The sequence below is a fragment of the Limnobacter humi genome, from assembly GCF_024518835.1.
GTDB classification, from domain to species: domain Bacteria; phylum Pseudomonadota; class Gammaproteobacteria; order Burkholderiales; family Burkholderiaceae_B; genus Limnobacter; species Limnobacter humi.
The window spans coordinates 137,668-155,340 of sequence record NZ_JANIGO010000004.1 but is presented as its reverse complement, the minus strand read 5'-3'; the positions used below and the strand labels follow the sequence as shown (position 1 = coordinate 155,340).

Genomic DNA, 17,673 nt, shown 5'->3' with positions numbered 1-17,673 from the left:
TTGTTGTAGTTTATGAGTCATCAACAGCATCAATCCGATCCAGCGCAACGAGCCCGGCTTCGTTGGCGCGCCCGCAGGGGTTTGCTGGAAAATGATTTGATTATTCAGCGGTTTTTCGACAAGTACGAAATGGAGTTGACCGACGACGACGTCGCGGCGCTAACCCTGTTGTTTGAAGAAATTGACAACAAACTGCTTGATCTCCTGCTTGGACGCGCTGCACCAGAGGGAGACCTGGACACACCTGCTGTGCGAAGGGTGATCCAGTTGATGAAAGACGTTTAATTTAGACATAGACCATTAGAAGGAAATCCGATGAGCACCGAACACAAGGCCACGCTGTCGTTCACTGACGGCACCCCGTCTGTTGAATTTCCCATCCATCAGGGCACAATTGGGCCAGATGTCATTGACATTCGCAAGCTATACGGCGCCACCGGCAAGTTCACCTACGACCCTGGCTTCCTGTCCACGGCATCCTGCAACTCCACCATCACGTACATTGATGGCGACAAGGGTGAATTGCTGTACCGCGGTTACCCCATTGAACAGTTGGCAACCAACTGCGACTTCATGGAAGTGTGCTATCTGTTGCTGAATGGTGAGTTGCCCAACGAATCCCAGCGTGCTGAGTTTGTATCCCGTGTGTCCAACCACACCATGGTGAACGAGCAGATGCACTTTTTCCTGCGCGGTTTCCGTCGCGATGCACACCCCATGGCCGTCATGACAGGTCTGGTCGGTGGCATGTCAGCTTTCTACCCTGATTCCATGAACCTCATGGACAAAAACCAGCGTGATATTTCTGCGATTCGCCTGATCGCCAAAATGCCAACCCTGGTTGCCATGGCCTACAAATATGGCATTGGTGCGCCACACATGTACCCCAAGAATGAGTTGTCCTACACGGCCAACTTCATGCGGATGATGTTCGGCAATCCTTGCGAAGATTACAAAGTCAATGACGTGCTGGTTCGCGCCATGGACCGCATCTTCATTCTGCATGCTGACCACGAACAAAACGCCTCCACCTCCACCGTGCGCCTGTGTGCTTCCTCGGGCACCAACCCGTTTGCTGCCATCGCAGCCGGTGTGGCCTGTTTGTGGGGCCCTTCCCATGGTGGCGCCAACGAAGCCTGCTTGAATATGCTGATGGAAATTCAGCAAAACGGTGGTGTGGAGAAGATTGGTGATTTCATCAACAAGGTGAAAGACAAGGATTCTGGCGTTCGCTTGATGGGCTTTGGCCACCGCGTTTACAAAAACTACGACCCCCGCGCCAAGTTGATGCGCGAAACCTGCCATGAGGTGTTGAACGAGCTGGGTCTGCAAGACGATCCATTGTTCAAGATCGCAATGGCCCTGGAAAAGATTGCGCTGGAAGACGAGTACTTCGTCAAGCGCAAGCTGTACCCGAACGTGGACTTCTATTCCGGCATCGTTCAAAAGGCGATTGGTATTCCCGTGCCGCTGTTCACGGCCATCTTCGCATTGGCTCGCACCGTTGGCTGGATTGCACAACTGAACGAAATGATTGCCGACCCCGAATACAAAATCGGTCGTCCACGCCAGTTGTTCATGGGTGCCACACACCGCGACGTCAAGCCCATCGGTCAGCGCTAATCCGACTTTCCGATGTGTTCAAAAAAGCCACCTTCGGGTGGCTTTTTGTTTTGTTGTATCCTTGAAAGATTATCAGGAGACTCACCATGTCAGACCGCCTCATCATTTTTGACACCACCCTGCGCGACGGCGAACAAAGCCCCGGCGCCTCCATGACCCGGGAAGAAAAAATCCGCATTGCCAAGCAGTTGGAGAAGCTGAAGGTCGATGTGATCGAGGCCGGTTTTGCGGCATCCAGCAACGGTGATTTTGAGGCGATCAAAAGCATTGCTTCGGTGGTGAAAGAGTCCACGGTGTGTTCGTTGGCTCGGGCCAATGAGCGAGACATCAGCAGGGCGGGTGAAGCGTTGGCACCGGCTGAACGACGACGAGTGCACACCTTCATTGCCACATCGCCCCTTCACATGGAAGTGAAGCTGCGCATGACGCCTGAACAGGTGCTTGAGCAGGCTGTGAAGGCTGTCAAGCTGGCCTTGCAATACACCGACGATGTCGAGTTTTCAGCAGAAGATGGCTACCGTTCCGAATTGCCGTTTTTGGCCCGCGTTTGCGAAGCTGTCATCAAGGCCGGTGCAAAAACCATCAATATTCCGGATACCGTGGGCTACGCTGTGCCATCGTTGTATGGCGAATTCATGAAAAGCTTGCGTGAAATGACCCCCAACAGCGACAAGGCGGTTTGGTCGGTTCATTGCCACAACGACTTGGGCATGGCGGTGGCCAATTCACTGGCGGGTGTTTCTCTGGGCGGTGCTCGCCAAATTGAATGCACCATCAACGGTTTGGGCGAGCGTGCCGGAAACTGCTCCTTGGAAGAAATCGTGATGGCCGTGAAAACCCGTCGTGACTTTTTCAATCTGGATGTGGGCATCGACACGTCCCAGATCGTTCCAGCCAGCCGTTTGGTCTCCAACATTACCGGCTTTGTGGTTCAGCCGAACAAGGCCATCGTGGGGGCCAATGCATTTGCCCACGCCTCCGGCATTCACCAGGACGGTGTGCTGAAGGCCCGCCAAACCTACGAAATCATGACTGCCGAAGATGTGGGTTGGACGGCCAACAAAATTGTGTTGGGCAAATTGTCGGGCCGCAATGCATTCAAGCAACGTCTTGAAGCGTTGGGTATTGAAATGGAATCGGAAGCCCAGCTCAATGAGGTATTTCAACGTTTCAAAGACCTCGCCGATCGCAAGGCCGAAATTTTTGATGAGGATATTCACGCCTTGGTGTCTGGTGACTCCATCGATGGCGAGCAGGATTTCTACAAATTCGTGTCCTTGTCCCAGCGGTCTGAAACAGGCGAGCGCCCACAGGCGCGGGTGGTGTTTTCAGCAGAAGGACAGGAATTTGTGGCTGAAAGCGAGGGAAATGGACCCGTGGATGCGACGGTCAAGGCCATTGAGTCAAGGGTTTCCAGCGGCGCTGAATTGCTGTTGTTCTCCGTCAATGGCATCACGTCAGGCACCACCGAAAGCCAGGGCGAGGTAACCATGCGTTTGCAGCGCGGCGGTCGCATCGTCAACGGCGTGGGGGCAGACCCCGACATTGTGGTGGCCTCGGCCAAAGCGTATTTGTCGGCGCTGAACAAATTGCAGTCCAAAAATGAGAAATTGAATCCACAGGTTTGATTTTTCGTGGTTTTCCGCTACAATCATGGGCTTGGTTGCTTGCTCATGGTTGGGCGGCGTAAAAGGGTTGTCCAAGTTTGTTCGCACGAAGCCTAGGCTATTCGGTTGTTGAGCCGGTTTGCTTGGGTTTTCGCAAGTGGAGTTAACATGACAGTAGAAAACATCAACAAGGCAACCATCGTTGCCGAATTTCAACGTGCCAAGGGCGACACAGGTTCTCCCGAGGTGCAAGTGGCGCTGTTGACAGCCCGTATCAACTCGCTGGCCGACCATTTCAAGGCCAACGCCAAAGATCACCACTCACGCCGCGGCCTGCTGCGCATGGTGTCCCGCCGTCGTAAACTGCTGGACTACCTCAAGCGCACCGATGCTGACAAGTACCGTACCCTGATCGGACAACTGGGCCTGCGTAAGTAATTGGTCTACGCCACAATCCGTTGATTGAACTCAAATGCCTGCAACAGCCGTTGTGGGCATTTGTGTTTTGAAACTCGCGGGCTCTCGCATGGGAATGTGACCCACCGGGATAACTACAAGGAAGAGAAAAGTGTTTGAAATTCATCGTGAAACATTCCAGTACGGCCAGCACACAGTGACGCTGGAGACAGGCGAAGTCGCCCGTCAGGCCGATGGTGCAGTGCTTGTCACTGTGGATGACACCGTTGTTTTGGCCACTGTTGTTGCGGCCAAAACTGCCAAGCCCGGTCAGGACTTTTTCCCGCTGACCGTGGATTACGTCGAAAAATTCTATGCCGCGGGTCGAATTCCCGGCGGTTTCTTCAAGCGTGAAGGCAAAGCCACCGAGAAGGAAACCCTGACAGCGCGTTTGGTGGATCGTCCATTGCGTCCCTTGTTTCCTGAGGGTTTCTACAACGAGGTACAAGTCGCCTTGACTGTGATGTCCTCCAATCCTGAAGTGAATGCAGACATCCCTGCGCTGATCGGTGCATCGGCTGCGTTGTCGATTGCCGGCATTCCCTTCAATGGTCCGATTGGTGCGGCCCGTGTGGGATACATCAATGGCGAATACATCATCAACCCCACCACCAGTCAACTGAAAGACAGCAAGTTGGACCTGGTGGTTGCCGGTACAGAGTCCGCCGTGTTGATGGTGGAGTCTGACGCCTACGAGTTGACGGAAGAGGTCATGCTGGGTGCCGTGGTCTATGGTCACGAGCAAATGCAAACCGTCATCAATGCCATTCATGCCCTGACTGCCAAGGCAGGCAAGCCTGAGTGGGATTGGCAAGCGGCTCCCAAAAACGAGCCTTTGATTGCGGCCATCACCGAATTGGCTGGCGAAAAAATTGCCGCTGCTTACAAAATCACCCAGAAGCAAGCCCGCAGCAAGCGTTTGAAGGAAATCACTGCCGAGGTTCAAGCCGAGTTGCCAGCAAAAGTAGGCGAAGAGGGCATGGCTGGTGTAACCGGTGCAGACATTGGCGAGGTGTTGTTCAACCTGGAAGCCAAAGTGGTTCGCAGCCAGATTTTGAACGGTGAACCCCGCATTGACGGCCGTGACACACGCACCGTGCGCCCCATCACCGTGCGCACTGGCGTGTTGCCCCGTGCCCATGGTTCAGCTTTGTTCACCCGTGGTGAAACACAGGCCCTGGTGGTGACCACCTTGGGTACGGGCCGCGATGAGCAAATCATTGACGCCATCAACGGTGAGTACCGCGACCGCTTCATGTTCCATTACAACATGCCCCCCTACGCCACCGGCGAGTGCGGTCGCATGGGTGCCCCAAAGCGTCGTGAAATTGGTCACGGCCGCTTGGCGCGCCGCGCCATTGAAAACCTGCTGCCTGCTGCCGAAGACTTCCAGTACAGCATGCGTGTGGTGTCGGAGATCACCGAATCCAATGGTTCCAGCTCCATGGCCTCCGTCTGCGGTGGCTGTCTGTCCCTGATGGATGCCGGTGTGCCGGTGAAAGATTTCGTGGCGGGTATTGCCATGGGTCTGATCAAGGAAGACAACAAGTTTGCGGTGTTGACCGACATTCTGGGTGACGAAGACCACCTGGGTGACATGGACTTCAAAGTGGCCGGAACTGAAAACGGTGTGACTGCGCTGCAGATGGACATCAAGATTCAGGGGATCACCAAGGAAATCATGCAGGTTGCGCTGGCACAAGCCCGCGAAGCCCGTATTCACATCCTGGGCATCATGAAGGAAGCTTCCTCCGGCGTGGGTGAGTTGTCCGATTTTGCACCCCGCATGATCAGCATCAAGATCAACCCCGAGAAAATCCGCGACGTGATCGGCAAAGGTGGTGCAACCATCCGCGCCATTACCGAAGAAACGGGTGCCACCATCGACATCAAAGACGACGGCACCATCACCATCGCGTCTGTGGATGGCGAGGCTGGCGAGAAAGCCAAAAAGCGCATCGAGGACATCACCGCCGAAGTGGAAGTGGGTGGTGTGTACGACGGCACTGTTCTCAAGTTGCTGGATTTCGGCGCCATCGTGAGCGTGCTGCCAGGCAAAGACGGTTTGTTGCACATTTCCCAGATTGCCAACGAGCGTGTCAATGCGGTCGGCGACTATCTGAAGGAAGGTCAGCAGGTGCGGGTAAAGGTTCTGGAGGCCGATGAAAAAGGCCGTCTGCGCCTGTCGATGAAGGCTTTGCTGGAGCAGGCCGCACCGGAGGCGCCAGCCGCCGGTGAAGCACCAGCCACTGAAGGCAATCCCGAGGCTTGATCAAGAATGCGCACGATGAAGGGTATCGTGGTGAAGGCACCCGGCGGGGTTGACCAGCTTGAGTTGGTTGATCTGCCGATGCCCAGCCCGGGCCCTTCTGAGGTGCTCATTCAGGTCAAGGCGGCCGGTGTGAATCGGCCTGATATCCTTCAGCGCCTTGGCCTGTATCCGCCGCCTGCCGGTGCCAACCCACACCTTGGTTTGGAAGTGGCAGGGCAGGTGGTGGAAACAGGCGAGGGTGTTGATCCAGCATTCAACGGCCAGGCTGTCATGGCCCTGTGCAATGGGGGTGGTTATGCGCAGTACGTTTGCGTGCCCGCAGCGCAGTGCATGTCAATCCCGCAGGGCCTAAGCTTCACCCAGGCCGCCAGTCTGCCCGAGGTTTACATGACCGTTTGGCAAAACCTGGTGATCAAGGGTGGGCTAAAAACAGGTGACACCGTATTGGTGCACGGGGGGAGCAGTGGCATAGGCACCGCTGCCATCCAGCTGTGCAAGCGCTTGGGTGCGCGGGTCATGGTCACCGTTGGGCAGGATTCAAAGGTGGATGTGTGTACCCGGTTGGGTGCCGATGCAGTGGTCAATTATCGAGCCCAAAACTGGGTCGATGCCGCGTTGCGCTTCTCGGATGGACGCGGCGTTGATTTGGTGCTGGACATGGTGGCAGGACCTTATCTGGACAAGGATCTGGATTGCCTTGCCGTGGAAGGCAAAATTTTGGTGATTGCCTTGCTGGGTGGCCGCACGGCTGAATTGGATGCCAGCAAATTGCTCATGAAGCGCGCTGTGTTGACGGGTACCACCTTGAGGCCCCAATCCGCGGGTTTTAAGGCAGCATTGGCCGCAGCGGTCAGCCGGGAATTGAGTGCTGGTTTTGAACAAGGCCACTACCACACGGTGGTTCATTCCGAGTTTGATTTGGCCGATGTGGCGCAAGCCCATCGCCTGATGGAATCGGGTGATTTGGTCGGCAAGGTGGTGCTTCGGATTGCTTGAAGCGGCGGTCGCGGTGTTGCGCCTACAGCATTTGAAATAGGACCATTCGGGAACATGGATATGAGTAAAAGAACAAAATTTGTTGCAGGTAACTGGAAGATGAATGGCAGTTTGGCTGCCAACCAGGCGCTGATCGAAGGGTTCGCCAGTGAGGTCCAGTCGGGTGTGGACGTCTCGGTGTTCTGCCCGTTTCCCTATTTGGCCCAAGTGGCCGGACTGGTGAAGGGCACAGGCATTTCATTCGGCTCGCAAGACGTGTCAGCCAAGGCCAGTGGCGCTTACACCGGCGAAGTGTCGGTGTCCATGCTGAAAGAATTTGGTGTCACTCAAACCCTGGTGGGTCATTCCGAGCGCCGCAGCTTTCATGCTGAAAGCAGTGAAGCGGTGGCCCTGAAGGCTGTTGCTGCGCTGGAAGGTGGCTTGATGCCCATCGTGTGTGTGGGTGAAACACTGGCAGAGCGTGAGTCTGGTCTGGTCGAATCAGTGCTGGCTGCGCAGCTGGATCCGGTGGTCGAGCATTGTTCGAGGTTTGTCTCTAATGACACCTGGAATTTGGTCATTGCCTATGAGCCCGTGTGGGCCATTGGCACCGGTGTTACAGCGTCGCCCGAGCAAGCACAGGCGGTGCATGCGATGATCCGTGCCCGGTTGAAAGCCATGCTGGGCGAGGTTGTTGCGCAAAGCACCCGTATTTTGTATGGCGGCAGTGTCAAGCCGGGCAATGCGGCAGAAATATTTGCAAAAGAAGACATTGATGGGGGCCTAATTGGCGGTGCGGCTTTGTCTTCATCCGATTTCTCTGGAATAATACGCGCCGCGAGAGGTTAATAACGTCATGAGTATTTTTCATTCCATCATCACCGTGGTGCAGGTTTTGGCTGCAGTGGCGGTCATCATTCTGGTTTTGTTGCAGCACGGCAAGGGTGCCGACATGGGGGCTGCTTTCGGCAGCGGATCCTCTGGAAGCCTCTTCGGCGCTACAGGTTCTGCAAACTTCCTGAGTCGGGCCACAGCCGTTTGTGCTACAATCTTTTTGCTTTGCACATTGGGTTTGGCCTTCTTTTCGCGGGCTGGCGCAAGCCACGAATCCGGTGGTGTGATGGAGTCGATTCAGACTGCTCCAGCTGCGGAGGGCACGGCAACCCCTGCGGCTCCGAAGCCTGCTGAACCTGCCACACCAGTGCAGGAAATTCCGAAGTAAAAACAAGCCGACGTGGTGGAATTGGTAGACACGCTATCTTGAGGGGGTAGTGGCCACAGGCTGTGCGAGTTCGAGTCTCGCCGTCGGCACCAGATTAGAATAAAAAAGCCGGTCCTCTGTGTGAATGACCGGCTTTTTTTTGGGTAACACAAACCTGCTTAGGGTTTACACGGGAGCCAACGTGAACTTAGAGTCGTATTTTCCGGTTTTGCTTTTCATTCTGGTTGGCGCAGGCGTGGGCGGTGGTGCCATGCTGGTCGGGCGTCTGCTTGCCCCTCATCGTCCGGACGGACAAAAGCTCTCCCCTTATGAATGCGGCTTCGAGGCGTTCGAAGATGCGCGCATGCAGTTTGACGTGCGCTATTACCTCGTGGCCATTCTGTTCATTTTGTTCGACCTCGAAATCGCGTTCCTGTTTCCATGGGCTGTGGCCTACCGCGAAATTGGTCCGGTTGGATTTTGGTCGATGATGATTTTCCTGGGCATTCTGGTGGTCGGTTTCATTTACGAATGGACCCGCGGCGCGCTGGATTGGGAATGAACCTTCAGAGGTGTAAAGATGGGAATTGATGGCGTATTGAACGAAGGGTTTATCACCACCACAGCCGACAAGCTGATCAACTGGGGGCGCACCGGGTCGCTGTGGCCCATGACATTTGGTTTGGCCTGCTGCGCAGTCGAAATGATGCACGCAGGTGCCAGCCGCTACGACCTGGACCGGTTCGGAATCATTTTCCGTCCCAGCCCCCGTCAGTCTGATCTCATGATCGTTGCCGGCACGCTGTGCAACAAAATGGCACCAGCCCTGCGCAAGGTGTACGACCAAATGGCCGAACCGCGTTGGGTGTTGTCAATGGGTTCCTGCGCCAATGGTGGTGGTTACTACCACTACAGCTACTCTGTGGTGCGTGGCTGTGATCGCATTGTTCCGGTGGATGTGTACGTGCCCGGTTGCCCACCGACTGCGGAAGCCCTGATGTACGGTCTGCTGCAGCTGCAGAACAAGATCAAGCAAACCTCCACCATTGCACGCTGAGGAATTTTCAACATGTCCGAAAATCTGTTGCGTTTGCAAACGGCACTTCAAGACGCGTTGGGCGACAGGATCGTGTCCGCGACGCTGGCGTTGGGCGAACTGAATGTCGTGCTCAAGGCGAAGACGTATCTGGAAGCCTGCGGCATCCTGCGTGATCATGATGCCTTGCGGTTCGAGCAGTTGATTGACCTGTGTGGTCTTGACATGCAGGACTACAAAAACGAAGTGAATGAAGGCCCCCGGTTTTGGGTGGTATCTCAATTGTTGTCGGTCTCCAACAACCTGCGTGTTCGCATCAAGGTGGCCTGTCCCGATGACGAGCTGCCCACCGTACCCTCCGTGAATGATGTGTGGTCCTCTGCCGGCTGGTATGAGCGTGAGGCATTTGACCTGTTCGGAATCGTGTTTGAAGGACACGCTGACTTGCGTCGCATTCTCACCGACTATGGCTTTGTGGGGCATCCCTTCCGTAAAGATTTCCCGCTGTCCGGCCATGTGGAAATGCGCTACGACCCCGAATTGGGCCGCGTGGTGTACCAACCTGTGAGCATTGAGCCTCGTGAAATTACACCGCGCATCATTCGCGAACCTCAGTACGGCGGAGCGAAATAACCATGGCTGAAATCAAGAATTACACCCTGAACTTTGGTCCACAGCACCCTGCAGCGCATGGCGTGTTGCGTCTGGTGCTTGAGTTGGATGGTGAGGTTGTCCAGCGTGCAGACCCCCACATCGGCTTGCTGCACCGTGGTACTGAAAAACTGGCTGAGCACAAAACATTTATTCAGTCATTGCCTTACATGGACCGGCTGGACTATGTGTCCATGATGGCCAATGAACATGCGTATTGCATGGCCATTGAGAAGTTGCTGGGCATCGAGGTGCCTGTGCGCGCCCAATACATCCGTGTGATGTTTGATGAAATCACCCGTGTGCTCAACCACCTGTTGTGGATCGGCGCTCACGGTCTGGACGTGGGTGCCATGGCGGTGTTCCTGTACGCATTCCGCGAGCGGGAAGACTTGATGGACTGCTACGAAGCGGTCTCGGGTGCCCGCTTGCATGCTGCGTACTACCGGCCCGGTGGTGTGTACCGTGATCTGCCCGATCGCATGCCGCAGTACAAGCCGTCGAAGGTTCGCTCCGCGAAAAAAGTCGACGAATTGAACCGCAACCGTCAAGGTTCGTTGCTTGATTTCATCGACGACTTCACCCAGCGTTTCCCCAAGTATGTGGACGAATACGAAACACTGCTGACCGACAACCGCATTTGGAAGCAGCGCCTTGTGGGCATCGGTGTGGTTACACCGGAGCGCGCGCTGTCGATGGGCTTTACTGGCCCGATGCTGCGGGGCTCTGGCATTGCGTGGGATTTGCGCAAGAAGCAACCCTACGAAGTGTATGACCGCTTGGACTTCGATATTCCCGTGGGCAAGAACGGCGACTGCTATGACCGATATTTGGTGCGGGTGGAAGAAATGCGCCAGTCCAATCGAATCATCAAGCAATGCGTGGACTGGTTGCGTGCCAATCCTGGCCCTGTGATGAGCGACAACCACAAGGTATCGCCGCCCAAGCGTCTGGACATGAAGTCCAACATGGAAGAGCTGATTCACCATTTCAAACTGTTTACCGAAGGCATGCATGTGCCCGAAGGTGAAGCCTATGCAGCGGTAGAACATCCGAAAGGCGAGTTCGGTATTTACCTCATGGCCGACGGCGCCAACAAGCCTTACCGCTTGAAGATTCGAGCCCCTGGTTTTGCACACTTGCAAGGTTTGGACGAAATGTCTCGCGGCCACATGCTGGCCGACGTGGTGACCATCATCGGTACCCAGGACATCGTGTTCGGTGAAATTGATCGCTAAGGATTTATCCCATCATGAAGTTGAGTGAAAACGCGTGTCGTTTGATCGACAAGGAATTGACCAAATACCCGGCGGATCAAAAGATTTCAGCCGTGATGGCTGGATTGCGAATTGTGCAAGTGGAACTCGGTTGGTTACCCGCTGAGGCCATTGAAGCGGTTGCGGATTATCTCGAAATTGCTCCGATTGCGGCCTACGAGGTGGCCACCTTTTACAACATGTACGACACCAAAAAGGTTGGCAAGTACAAGTTGGTGGTGTGCACCAACCTGCCATGCGCATTGTCGGGTGGCACCGACGCGGCCGAGTATCTGAAAAAGAAACTGGGGATTGATTACAACGAAACCACCCCGGATGGTCAGTTCACCTTGAAAGAAGGGGAGTGCATGGGGGCTTGTGGTGATTCGCCGGTGATGTTGGTGAACAACCACCGCATGTGCAGTTTCATGAGCAATGAAAAAATCGACGCGCTGGTAGAGGAGTTGAAGTCATGACCTGTTTGCACGGACGTCACATCAACCCGGTGATTTTGGCCGGTTTGGATGGCAGCAATTGGGATCTGAAAGGCTATGAGGCCCGCGGTGGTTACAAGGCCTTGCGCAAGATCCTCACCGAAGGCATTTCGCAAGAAGATGTCATTGCCGAAGTGAAAAAATCGGCTTTGCGCGGTCGCGGAGGCGCTGGTTTCCCCACTGGTTTGAAGTGGAGCTTCATGCCCCGTCAGTTTCCTGGTCAAAAGTACCTGGCTTGCAACTCTGATGAAGGTGAGCCCGGAACATTCAAGGACCGAGACATTCTTCGTTACAACCCCCATGCCGTGATTGAAGGCATGGCCATTGCCGCGTATGCCATGGGCATTTCGGTGGGTTACAACTACATTCACGGCGAGATCTGGGAAACCTACGAGCGCTTTGAAGAAGCCCTGGAACAGGCTCGTGCGGCGGGCTACTTGGGCGACAACATATTGGGCTCCAGTTTCAGCTTCCAGTTGCATGCACACCAAGGTTATGGCGCCTACATTTGCGGTGAAGAAACTGCATTGATTGAATCCATTGAGGGCAAGAAAGGCCAGCCTCGCTTCAAGCCGCCATTTCCTGCGTCGTATGGCATCTATGGCAAGCCCACCACCATCAACAACACCGAAACTTTTGCAGCTGTGCCATTTATTTTGCAAAACGGTGGCGACTGGTTCCTGGAGTTGGGCAAGCCCAACAATGGTGGTACCAAGATTTTCTCGATTTCCGGTGATGTGGAAAAACCCGGCAACTACGAAATTCCATTGGGCACACCCTTTGCCAAGTTGCTCGAGCTGGCGGGCGGCATGAAAGGCGGTCGCAAGATCAAGGCAGTCATTCCCGGCGGTTCATCCATGCCGGTATTGCCAGGCGACGTCATGATGGCCACCGACATGGACTACGATTCCATCGCCAAAGCGGGCTCCATGTTGGGCTCTGGCGCGGTGATCGTGATGGACGAGACCCGTTGCATGGTCAAGAGCCTGCTGCGTTTGTCCTATTTTTATTATGAAGAGAGCTGTGGTCAGTGCACCCCCTGCCGGGAAGGCACGGGCTGGTTGTATCGCATTGTCAACCGCATTGAACACGGCGAAGGTCGTCCAGAAGATTTGGACATGCTCAACAGCATTGCGGACAACATTCAGGGGCGCACCATTTGCGCTTTGGGTGACGCAGCCGCCATGCCGGTGAGGGCATTCCTCAAGCATTTCCGTGAAGAATTTGAGCACCACATCACGCACAAGTCCTGCATCGTGCCGGCTTACGTGTAACTCCCTGCGGGACGAAACAAATGGTTGAACTTGAAATTGATGGCGTGAAGGTTGAAGTGGCTGAAGGCAGCATGCTGATGGATGCGGCCCAAAAAGCAGGCAGCTATGTGCCTCACTTCTGTTATCACAAAAAATTGTCGATCGCGGCCAACTGCCGCATGTGTCTGGTGGACGTGGAAAAGGCGCCCAAGCCTTTGCCTGCATGTGCAACACCAGTTGCCCCCGGCATGATCGTTCGCACGCACTCCGAGAAGGCCGTGAACGCTCAAAAAAGCGTGATGGAATTTTTGTTGATCAACCACCCGCTGGATTGCCCGATTTGCGACCAGGGTGGTGAGTGCCAGTTGCAGGACATTGCTGTGGGGTATGGCGGTGTTTCTTCCCGCTACAAGGAAGAGAAGCGCGTGGTGTTCTACAAGGACATCGGCCCGCTGGTGTCGGCTCAGGAGATGAGCCGCTGCATCCACTGCACCCGGTGCGTCCGTTTTGGACAGGAAATTGCCGGTGTAATGGAGCTGGGCATGGCCAACCGGGGCGAGCACTCGGAAATTTTGAGTTTTGTCGGCAATTCAGTGGACTCTGAGCTGTCGGGCAACATGATTGATCTGTGCCCGGTGGGTGCATTGACCTCCAAGCCATTCCGCTACAGTGCGCGTACCTGGGAAATGGCACGTCGCAAATCGATCGCTGCGCACGACAGCCTGGGTTCCAACGTGGTGGTCCAGGTGAAGGCGGACAAGGTCATGCGTGTGGTGCCGCAGGAAAATGATGGTATCAATGAATGCTGGATTTCTGACCGCGATCGTTTCAGTTACGAAGGTCTGGATGCGGCAGACCGTCTGACTCAGCCCATGATCAAGAAAAATGGTCAGTGGGTGAGCACGGATTGGCAAACTGCACTGAATGCGGTTGCTGAAGGTTTGAAGAAAGCCCGTCGTGAGTCGAGCGACCTGAACAACATTGGTCTGCTGGTGTCCCCCAATGCCACTTTCGAAGAAATGGCTTTGGCCAGGGCCTTGATGAATGGCATCGGCTCAACCAGCATTGATGCCGGCTTGCGTCACCATGCAAGCCTGAACCTGAGTGGCGCCAAGCCATGGTTGGGTGCCAGCATCAAAGCGGTTGCTGATGCAGACGCCATTGTTTTGGTGGGTACTGACCCCCGAAACGATCAACCGTTGTTGACCCAACGCGTTCGCCAGGCAGCCAAACAGGGCGCTGCTGTGGTGGTGGTCAATGCTGGTGGTCTGGACCCCCTGATGCCCAAGGCCCGTTGGGTGAAAGCTGCACCATCTCAATGGTCTGCGCAGTTGGGTTCTGATGCAGTGAGCAAGGCTTTGGCCGTGGAAGGCAACAAGTTTGTGCTGATCGGTCAGCAAGTGCTGATGAGCGAGCATGCCAATGCCGTGTTGTCCAAGGCAGCGGAGGTGGCCAAATCCACCGGCGCGACCCTGGGTTTCCTGGGCGATGGTGCCAACTGGACAGGTTCATTTGTGGCTGGAGTTCAAGCGGCTGCGCATGGGGGTAAACCTGCTCAAAACCTGCTGGATGGCAAAGCCAAGGCGGTGATTGTGTTTGGCGCTGAGCCTGACCTGGATTCTGCCGTGGGTCAAAAAACCTTGCGCGGTTTGATTGATGCAGAGTTTGTGGTGCAAGCGTCTGCCTTCGTCGGCAACGCCAAGCAGTACGCGGATGTGTTGCTGCCCATTTCGCCACCGACCGAAACATCGGGTACTTTCATCAACATCGAGGGTACAGCACAAACATTCAAGGCCGCCGTAAAGCCCGCTGGCGAAACTCGTCCCGGTTGGAAGGTGTTGCGTGTAATGGGGAATCTGCTCCAGCTCGACGGCTTTGAATTCAACAGTTCCGAAGAGGTTTTGAAGGTGTTCATGCCGGCCTCTCTGGGCCTGAGCAATGCAGTGTCTGCGCAGCCCGCCACCGATGTCGTGAGTGCCGGCCTTGAACTGGCGACATACGTTCCTCTCTACGACACGGATGCACTGGTTCGCCGTGCCGAGTCCCTGCGTCTAACCAAGGCAGCCAAACCAGCGCTGTTGCAAATGAACGAAAAAACAGCCGCAGCACACGGCTTGACGGCTGGTGCACAGGTCAAGTTGACCGATGAGAAAGGTGGCTTTGTTCAAGCTGCGGTTGCTGTTCACAAGCAGGTGGCTGACAACACGGTACTGGTTCCTGTGGGTCGTTCAGAAACACAGGGTTTGCGTGCTGCGTCTGGCGCTGTATCGCTGGAGTCGGTTGCTGTGGAAAGTGAGGTGCAGGCATGAGTTCCCCCATTGAACTGATCACCACCACCGGTGCCGAATTGCTGGGCCCAGCCTGGCTGCCCGTGTGGACCTTGATCAAGATTCTTTGCATTACCCTGCCTCTGCTGGGTCTGGTAGCCTACCTGACCTATTGGGAACGCAAAATGATTGGTCGCATGCACATTCGCATGGGCCCAAGCCATGTGGGCCCCATGGGCTTGCTGCAGCCCATTGCCGATGCGGTCAAGATGATGTTCAAAGAGATCATCGTTCCGATCAATGCAAACAAAGGCCTGTTTATCATTGCGCCCATCATGACCATCATGCCTGCATTGGCTGCATGGGCGGTGGTGCCTTTTGGCCCTGAAACGGTGTTGGCCAACGTGAATGCCGGCTTGTTGTACCTGATGGCGATCACATCGCTGGAAGTGTATGGCGTGATCATTGCGGGTTGGGCTTCCAACTCCAAGTACGCGTTCTTGGCCGCCATGCGCGCATCGGCGCAAATGGTGTCCTACGAGTTGGCCATTGGTTTTGTACTGGTCACCGTGTTGTTGGTCACCGGTAGCCTGAACATGACCGAGATTGTGATGAGCCAGACCCGCGGTCAATTTGCAGACGCTGGGCTGAACTTCCTGTCCTGGAACTGGTTGCCTTTGCTGCCTTTGTTCGTCATCTACCTGGTGTCGGGCGTTGCAGAAACCAACCGCCATCCCTTTGACGTGGTGGAAGGTGAATCGGAAATTGTGGCCGGGCACATGGTGGAATACTCCGGCATGACCTTCGCCATCTTCTTCCTGGCTGAATACGCCAACATGATTCTGATTTCTGCCTTGGCAGCCATCATGTTCTTCGGTGGATGGTCATCGCCTGTGGAGTACGTACCCTTCACACTGATCCCCGGCTGGATTTGGTTGGGCTTGAAAACCTTCCTGCTGGTGTCGATGTTCATCTGGTTCCGGGCCTCGTTCCCACGTTACCGCTACGACCAGATCATGCGCTTGGGTTGGAAGGTGTTCATTCCACTGACCCTGGTTTGGTTGGTGGTGGTGGCCGCCTGGATGCAAACCCCCTTGAACATCTGGAAATAATCGAGACGCACTATGTTTCAAGTGATCAAAGAATTCCTGAACAGCTTGCTGTTGCGTGAAATGCTGAAAGGCATGGGGTTGACCATGAGCTACATGTTCACAACACCCATCACCATTCTGTATCCCATGGAAAAAACGCCCATGTCCCCGCGTTTTCGGGGCTTGCACGCTCTGCGACGCTATGCCAACGGCGAAGAGCGTTGCATTGCCTGCAAGCTGTGCGAGGCAGTGTGTCCGGCGATGGCTATCACGATCGAGTCCGAGCAGCGTGCCGATGGCTCCCGTCGCACCACTCGTTACGACATCGACCTGACCAAATGTATTTTCTGTGGATTTTGTGAAGAGTCCTGCCCGGTGGATTCCATTGTTGAAACCCATATTCACGAATACCACGGTGAAAAGCGGGGCGACTTGTATTTCACCAAGGAAATGCTGCTGGCCGTGGGTGATCGGTATGAGGCTGAAATTGCCGCAAACCGCGAAGCTGATGCTGCTTACCGATGAATTCAATTTACTGAGCTAGACCCCAACTCATGAATGCAATGACTGGTTTTTTCTATGTGTTTGCGGCCATTCTGGTGTTTGCCGCGGTGAGAGTGATCACTGCCAAAAACCCGGTGCACGCAGCCTTGTTCCTTGTCTTGGCCTTTTTCTCGGCATCGGCACTGTGGATGTTGTTGGAGGCTGAGTTCCTGGCCATTTCGCTGGTGCTCGTGTACGTCGGTGCGGTGATGGTGTTGTTCCTCTTCGTGGTGATGATGGTTGATCTGAACCTCGACAAAATCCGCGCAGGCTTTTGGAAGAATTTGCCCGTGGCCACCATCGTGGGTTCGCTGATCGCTTTTCAAATGTCGGTTATCTTGATGCGCGGTTTCTGGGACCCGAATGCCGAGGCTCCCAAGCAGGCGGCGAACAACACTGGTGCGCTGGGTAAATTGCTGTACACCGAGTACTTGTACCCATTTGAAGTGGCTGCGCTGATATTGCTGGTCGCCATGGTGGCCGCCATCGCGTTGACCTTGCGCAAGCGCAAAGACACCAAGAGCCAAAACCCGTCCGAACAAGTTCGTGTCAAGGCGGCAGACCGCGTCAAGCTGGTGAGCATGCCAGCGGACCTGGACCGCAAGCAGACCAAGTCTGGACAATAAGGCAGGAACAATAATCATGATTTCACTTGCACATTACCTGGTCCTGGGCGCCATTCTGTTTTCGATCAGCGTCATCGGCATCTTTCTAAACCGTCGCAACCTGATCGTGTTGCTGATGGCCATTGAATTGATGCTGCTGGCGGTCAATATGAACTTCGTTGCCTTCTCGCACTATTTGGGTGACTTGTCTGGCCAGCTGTTTGTTTTCTTCATCCTCACTGTGGCTGCTGCTGAATCCGCCATTGGCTTGGCAATTCTGGTGGTGCTGTTCCGTAACATGAACTCTATCAACGTCGAAGACCTCGACCAGCTGAAGGGGTAA

The 17,673-nt window shown here is 55.0% G+C and carries 19 protein-coding genes and 1 tRNA gene; all 20 read left to right on the top strand.

The window, feature by feature from the left end; all coding sequences use genetic code 11:
• Positions 1-12: 12 nt before the first annotated feature.
• The 20 genes from NQT62_RS12415 to nuoK all read left to right on the top strand — a co-directional run bounded on the left by NQT62_RS12415 (position 13) and on the right by nuoK (position 17,673).
• Positions 13-285, top strand: coding sequence for an FAD assembly factor SdhE (locus NQT62_RS12415; protein ID WP_256765038.1), 273 nt, complete (start codon positions 13-15; stop codon positions 283-285).
• Between the two features lie 30 nt (positions 286-315).
• Positions 316-1,623 (top strand): citrate synthase, encoded by a 1,308-nt coding sequence (locus NQT62_RS12410; protein ID WP_256765037.1) that lies wholly within the window; start codon positions 316-318, stop codon positions 1,621-1,623.
• An 86-nt stretch (positions 1,624-1,709) separates the two neighbouring features.
• Complete coding sequence (locus NQT62_RS12405) at positions 1,710-3,251, top strand: 2-isopropylmalate synthase (RefSeq protein WP_256765036.1); 1,542 nt, start codon at positions 1,710-1,712, stop codon at positions 3,249-3,251.
• Between the two features lie 147 nt (positions 3,252-3,398).
• Positions 3,399-3,668: a 30S ribosomal protein S15 gene (gene rpsO, locus NQT62_RS12400; protein WP_256765035.1), complete on the top strand. Its 270-nt coding sequence runs from the start codon at positions 3,399-3,401 to the stop codon at positions 3,666-3,668.
• A 130-nt stretch (positions 3,669-3,798) separates the two neighbouring features.
• Entirely contained in the window at positions 3,799-5,958 is a 2,160-nt protein-coding gene (gene pnp, locus NQT62_RS12395) for a polyribonucleotide nucleotidyltransferase (RefSeq protein WP_256765033.1), read from the top strand.
• 6 nt (positions 5,959-5,964) lie between these two features.
• Complete coding sequence (locus NQT62_RS12390) at positions 5,965-6,954, top strand: NAD(P)H-quinone oxidoreductase (RefSeq protein ID WP_256765032.1); 990 nt, start codon at positions 5,965-5,967, stop codon at positions 6,952-6,954.
• A gap of 60 nt (positions 6,955-7,014) precedes the next feature.
• The gene (gene tpiA / locus NQT62_RS12385) at positions 7,015-7,782 is read left to right on the top strand and encodes a triose-phosphate isomerase (protein ID WP_256765031.1); all 768 of its coding nucleotides are present in this window, start codon (positions 7,015-7,017) and stop codon (positions 7,780-7,782) included.
• Positions 7,783-7,789: 7 nt separating this feature from the next.
• Positions 7,790-8,155, top strand: a complete 366-nt coding sequence (gene secG, locus NQT62_RS12380) for a preprotein translocase subunit SecG (RefSeq protein WP_256765030.1) — start codon at positions 7,790-7,792, stop codon at positions 8,153-8,155.
• 6 nt (positions 8,156-8,161) lie between these two features.
• A tRNA-Leu gene (locus NQT62_RS12375) sits at positions 8,162-8,247 on the top strand.
• An 89-nt stretch (positions 8,248-8,336) separates the two neighbouring features.
• Entirely contained in the window at positions 8,337-8,696 is a 360-nt protein-coding gene (locus NQT62_RS12370) for an NADH-quinone oxidoreductase subunit A (RefSeq protein ID WP_256765191.1), read from the top strand.
• Between the two features lie 18 nt (positions 8,697-8,714).
• A complete protein-coding gene (locus NQT62_RS12365; RefSeq protein WP_256765029.1) occupies positions 8,715-9,191 on the top strand; it encodes a NuoB/complex I 20 kDa subunit family protein in 477 nt (158 codons plus the stop codon).
• Between the two features lie 12 nt (positions 9,192-9,203).
• Positions 9,204-9,803, top strand: coding sequence for an NADH-quinone oxidoreductase subunit C (locus tag NQT62_RS12360; protein ID WP_256765028.1), 600 nt, complete (start codon positions 9,204-9,206; stop codon positions 9,801-9,803).
• A 2-nt stretch (positions 9,804-9,805) separates the two neighbouring features.
• Positions 9,806-11,059, top strand: coding sequence for an NADH-quinone oxidoreductase subunit D (locus tag NQT62_RS12355; protein WP_256765027.1), 1,254 nt, complete (start codon positions 9,806-9,808; stop codon positions 11,057-11,059).
• Between the two features lie 14 nt (positions 11,060-11,073).
• Entirely contained in the window at positions 11,074-11,553 is a 480-nt protein-coding gene (gene nuoE / locus NQT62_RS12350) for an NADH-quinone oxidoreductase subunit NuoE (RefSeq protein WP_256765026.1), read from the top strand.
• Positions 11,550-12,845 carry an NADH-quinone oxidoreductase subunit NuoF gene (nuoF, locus tag NQT62_RS12345; RefSeq protein ID WP_256765025.1) on the top strand — a complete coding sequence of 432 codons (1,296 nt, stop codon included), beginning with the start codon at positions 11,550-11,552 and terminating at the stop codon, positions 12,843-12,845. The genes nuoE and nuoF overlap by 4 nt, the downstream gene beginning before the upstream one ends.
• 20 nt (positions 12,846-12,865) lie before the next feature.
• Entirely contained in the window at positions 12,866-15,133 is a 2,268-nt protein-coding gene (gene nuoG, locus NQT62_RS12340) for an NADH-quinone oxidoreductase subunit NuoG (protein WP_256765024.1), read from the top strand.
• Positions 15,130-16,203: an NADH-quinone oxidoreductase subunit NuoH gene (nuoH, locus tag NQT62_RS12335; protein WP_256765023.1), complete on the top strand. Its 1,074-nt coding sequence runs from the start codon at positions 15,130-15,132 to the stop codon at positions 16,201-16,203. Before nuoG ends, nuoH begins: the two co-directional genes overlap by 4 nt.
• Positions 16,204-16,215: 12 nt before the next feature.
• The gene (gene nuoI, locus NQT62_RS12330; RefSeq protein WP_256765022.1) at positions 16,216-16,707 is read left to right on the top strand and encodes an NADH-quinone oxidoreductase subunit NuoI; all 492 of its coding nucleotides are present in this window, start codon (positions 16,216-16,218) and stop codon (positions 16,705-16,707) included.
• A gap of 29 nt (positions 16,708-16,736) precedes the next feature.
• On the top strand, positions 16,737-17,351 hold the full coding sequence (locus NQT62_RS12325) for an NADH-quinone oxidoreductase subunit J (protein WP_256765021.1): 615 nt from the start codon (positions 16,737-16,739) through the stop codon (positions 17,349-17,351).
• Between the two features lie 16 nt (positions 17,352-17,367).
• The gene (gene nuoK, locus NQT62_RS12320) at positions 17,368-17,673 is read left to right on the top strand and encodes an NADH-quinone oxidoreductase subunit NuoK (protein ID WP_256765020.1); all 306 of its coding nucleotides are present in this window, start codon (positions 17,368-17,370) and stop codon (positions 17,671-17,673) included.

Coding starts and splice junctions, on each gene's coding strand:
- NQT62_RS12360 (WP_256765028.1), top strand. CDS start 9,204: ATGTCCGAAAATCTGTTGCGTTTGCAAACGGCACTTCAAGACGCGTTG.
- NQT62_RS12415 (WP_256765038.1), top strand. CDS start 13: ATGAGTCATCAACAGCATCAATCCGATCCAGCGCAACGAGCCCGGCTT.
- rpsO (WP_256765035.1), top strand. CDS start 3,399: ATGACAGTAGAAAACATCAACAAGGCAACCATCGTTGCCGAATTTCAA.
- nuoH (WP_256765023.1), top strand. CDS start 15,130: ATGAGTTCCCCCATTGAACTGATCACCACCACCGGTGCCGAATTGCTG.
- NQT62_RS12410 (WP_256765037.1), top strand. CDS start 316: ATGAGCACCGAACACAAGGCCACGCTGTCGTTCACTGACGGCACCCCG.
- nuoK (WP_256765020.1), top strand. CDS start 17,368: ATGATTTCACTTGCACATTACCTGGTCCTGGGCGCCATTCTGTTTTCG.
- NQT62_RS12325 (WP_256765021.1), top strand. CDS start 16,737: ATGAATGCAATGACTGGTTTTTTCTATGTGTTTGCGGCCATTCTGGTG.
- NQT62_RS12405 (WP_256765036.1), top strand. CDS start 1,710: ATGTCAGACCGCCTCATCATTTTTGACACCACCCTGCGCGACGGCGAA.
- nuoI (WP_256765022.1), top strand. CDS start 16,216: ATGTTTCAAGTGATCAAAGAATTCCTGAACAGCTTGCTGTTGCGTGAA.
- nuoG (WP_256765024.1), top strand. CDS start 12,866: ATGGTTGAACTTGAAATTGATGGCGTGAAGGTTGAAGTGGCTGAAGGC.
- nuoF (WP_256765025.1), top strand. CDS start 11,550: ATGACCTGTTTGCACGGACGTCACATCAACCCGGTGATTTTGGCCGGT.
- tpiA (WP_256765031.1), top strand. CDS start 7,015: ATGAGTAAAAGAACAAAATTTGTTGCAGGTAACTGGAAGATGAATGGC.
- NQT62_RS12355 (WP_256765027.1), top strand. CDS start 9,806: ATGGCTGAAATCAAGAATTACACCCTGAACTTTGGTCCACAGCACCCT.
- NQT62_RS12390 (WP_256765032.1), top strand. CDS start 5,965: ATGCGCACGATGAAGGGTATCGTGGTGAAGGCACCCGGCGGGGTTGAC.
- secG (WP_256765030.1), top strand. CDS start 7,790: ATGAGTATTTTTCATTCCATCATCACCGTGGTGCAGGTTTTGGCTGCA.
- nuoE (WP_256765026.1), top strand. CDS start 11,074: ATGAAGTTGAGTGAAAACGCGTGTCGTTTGATCGACAAGGAATTGACC.
- NQT62_RS12365 (WP_256765029.1), top strand. CDS start 8,715: ATGGGAATTGATGGCGTATTGAACGAAGGGTTTATCACCACCACAGCC.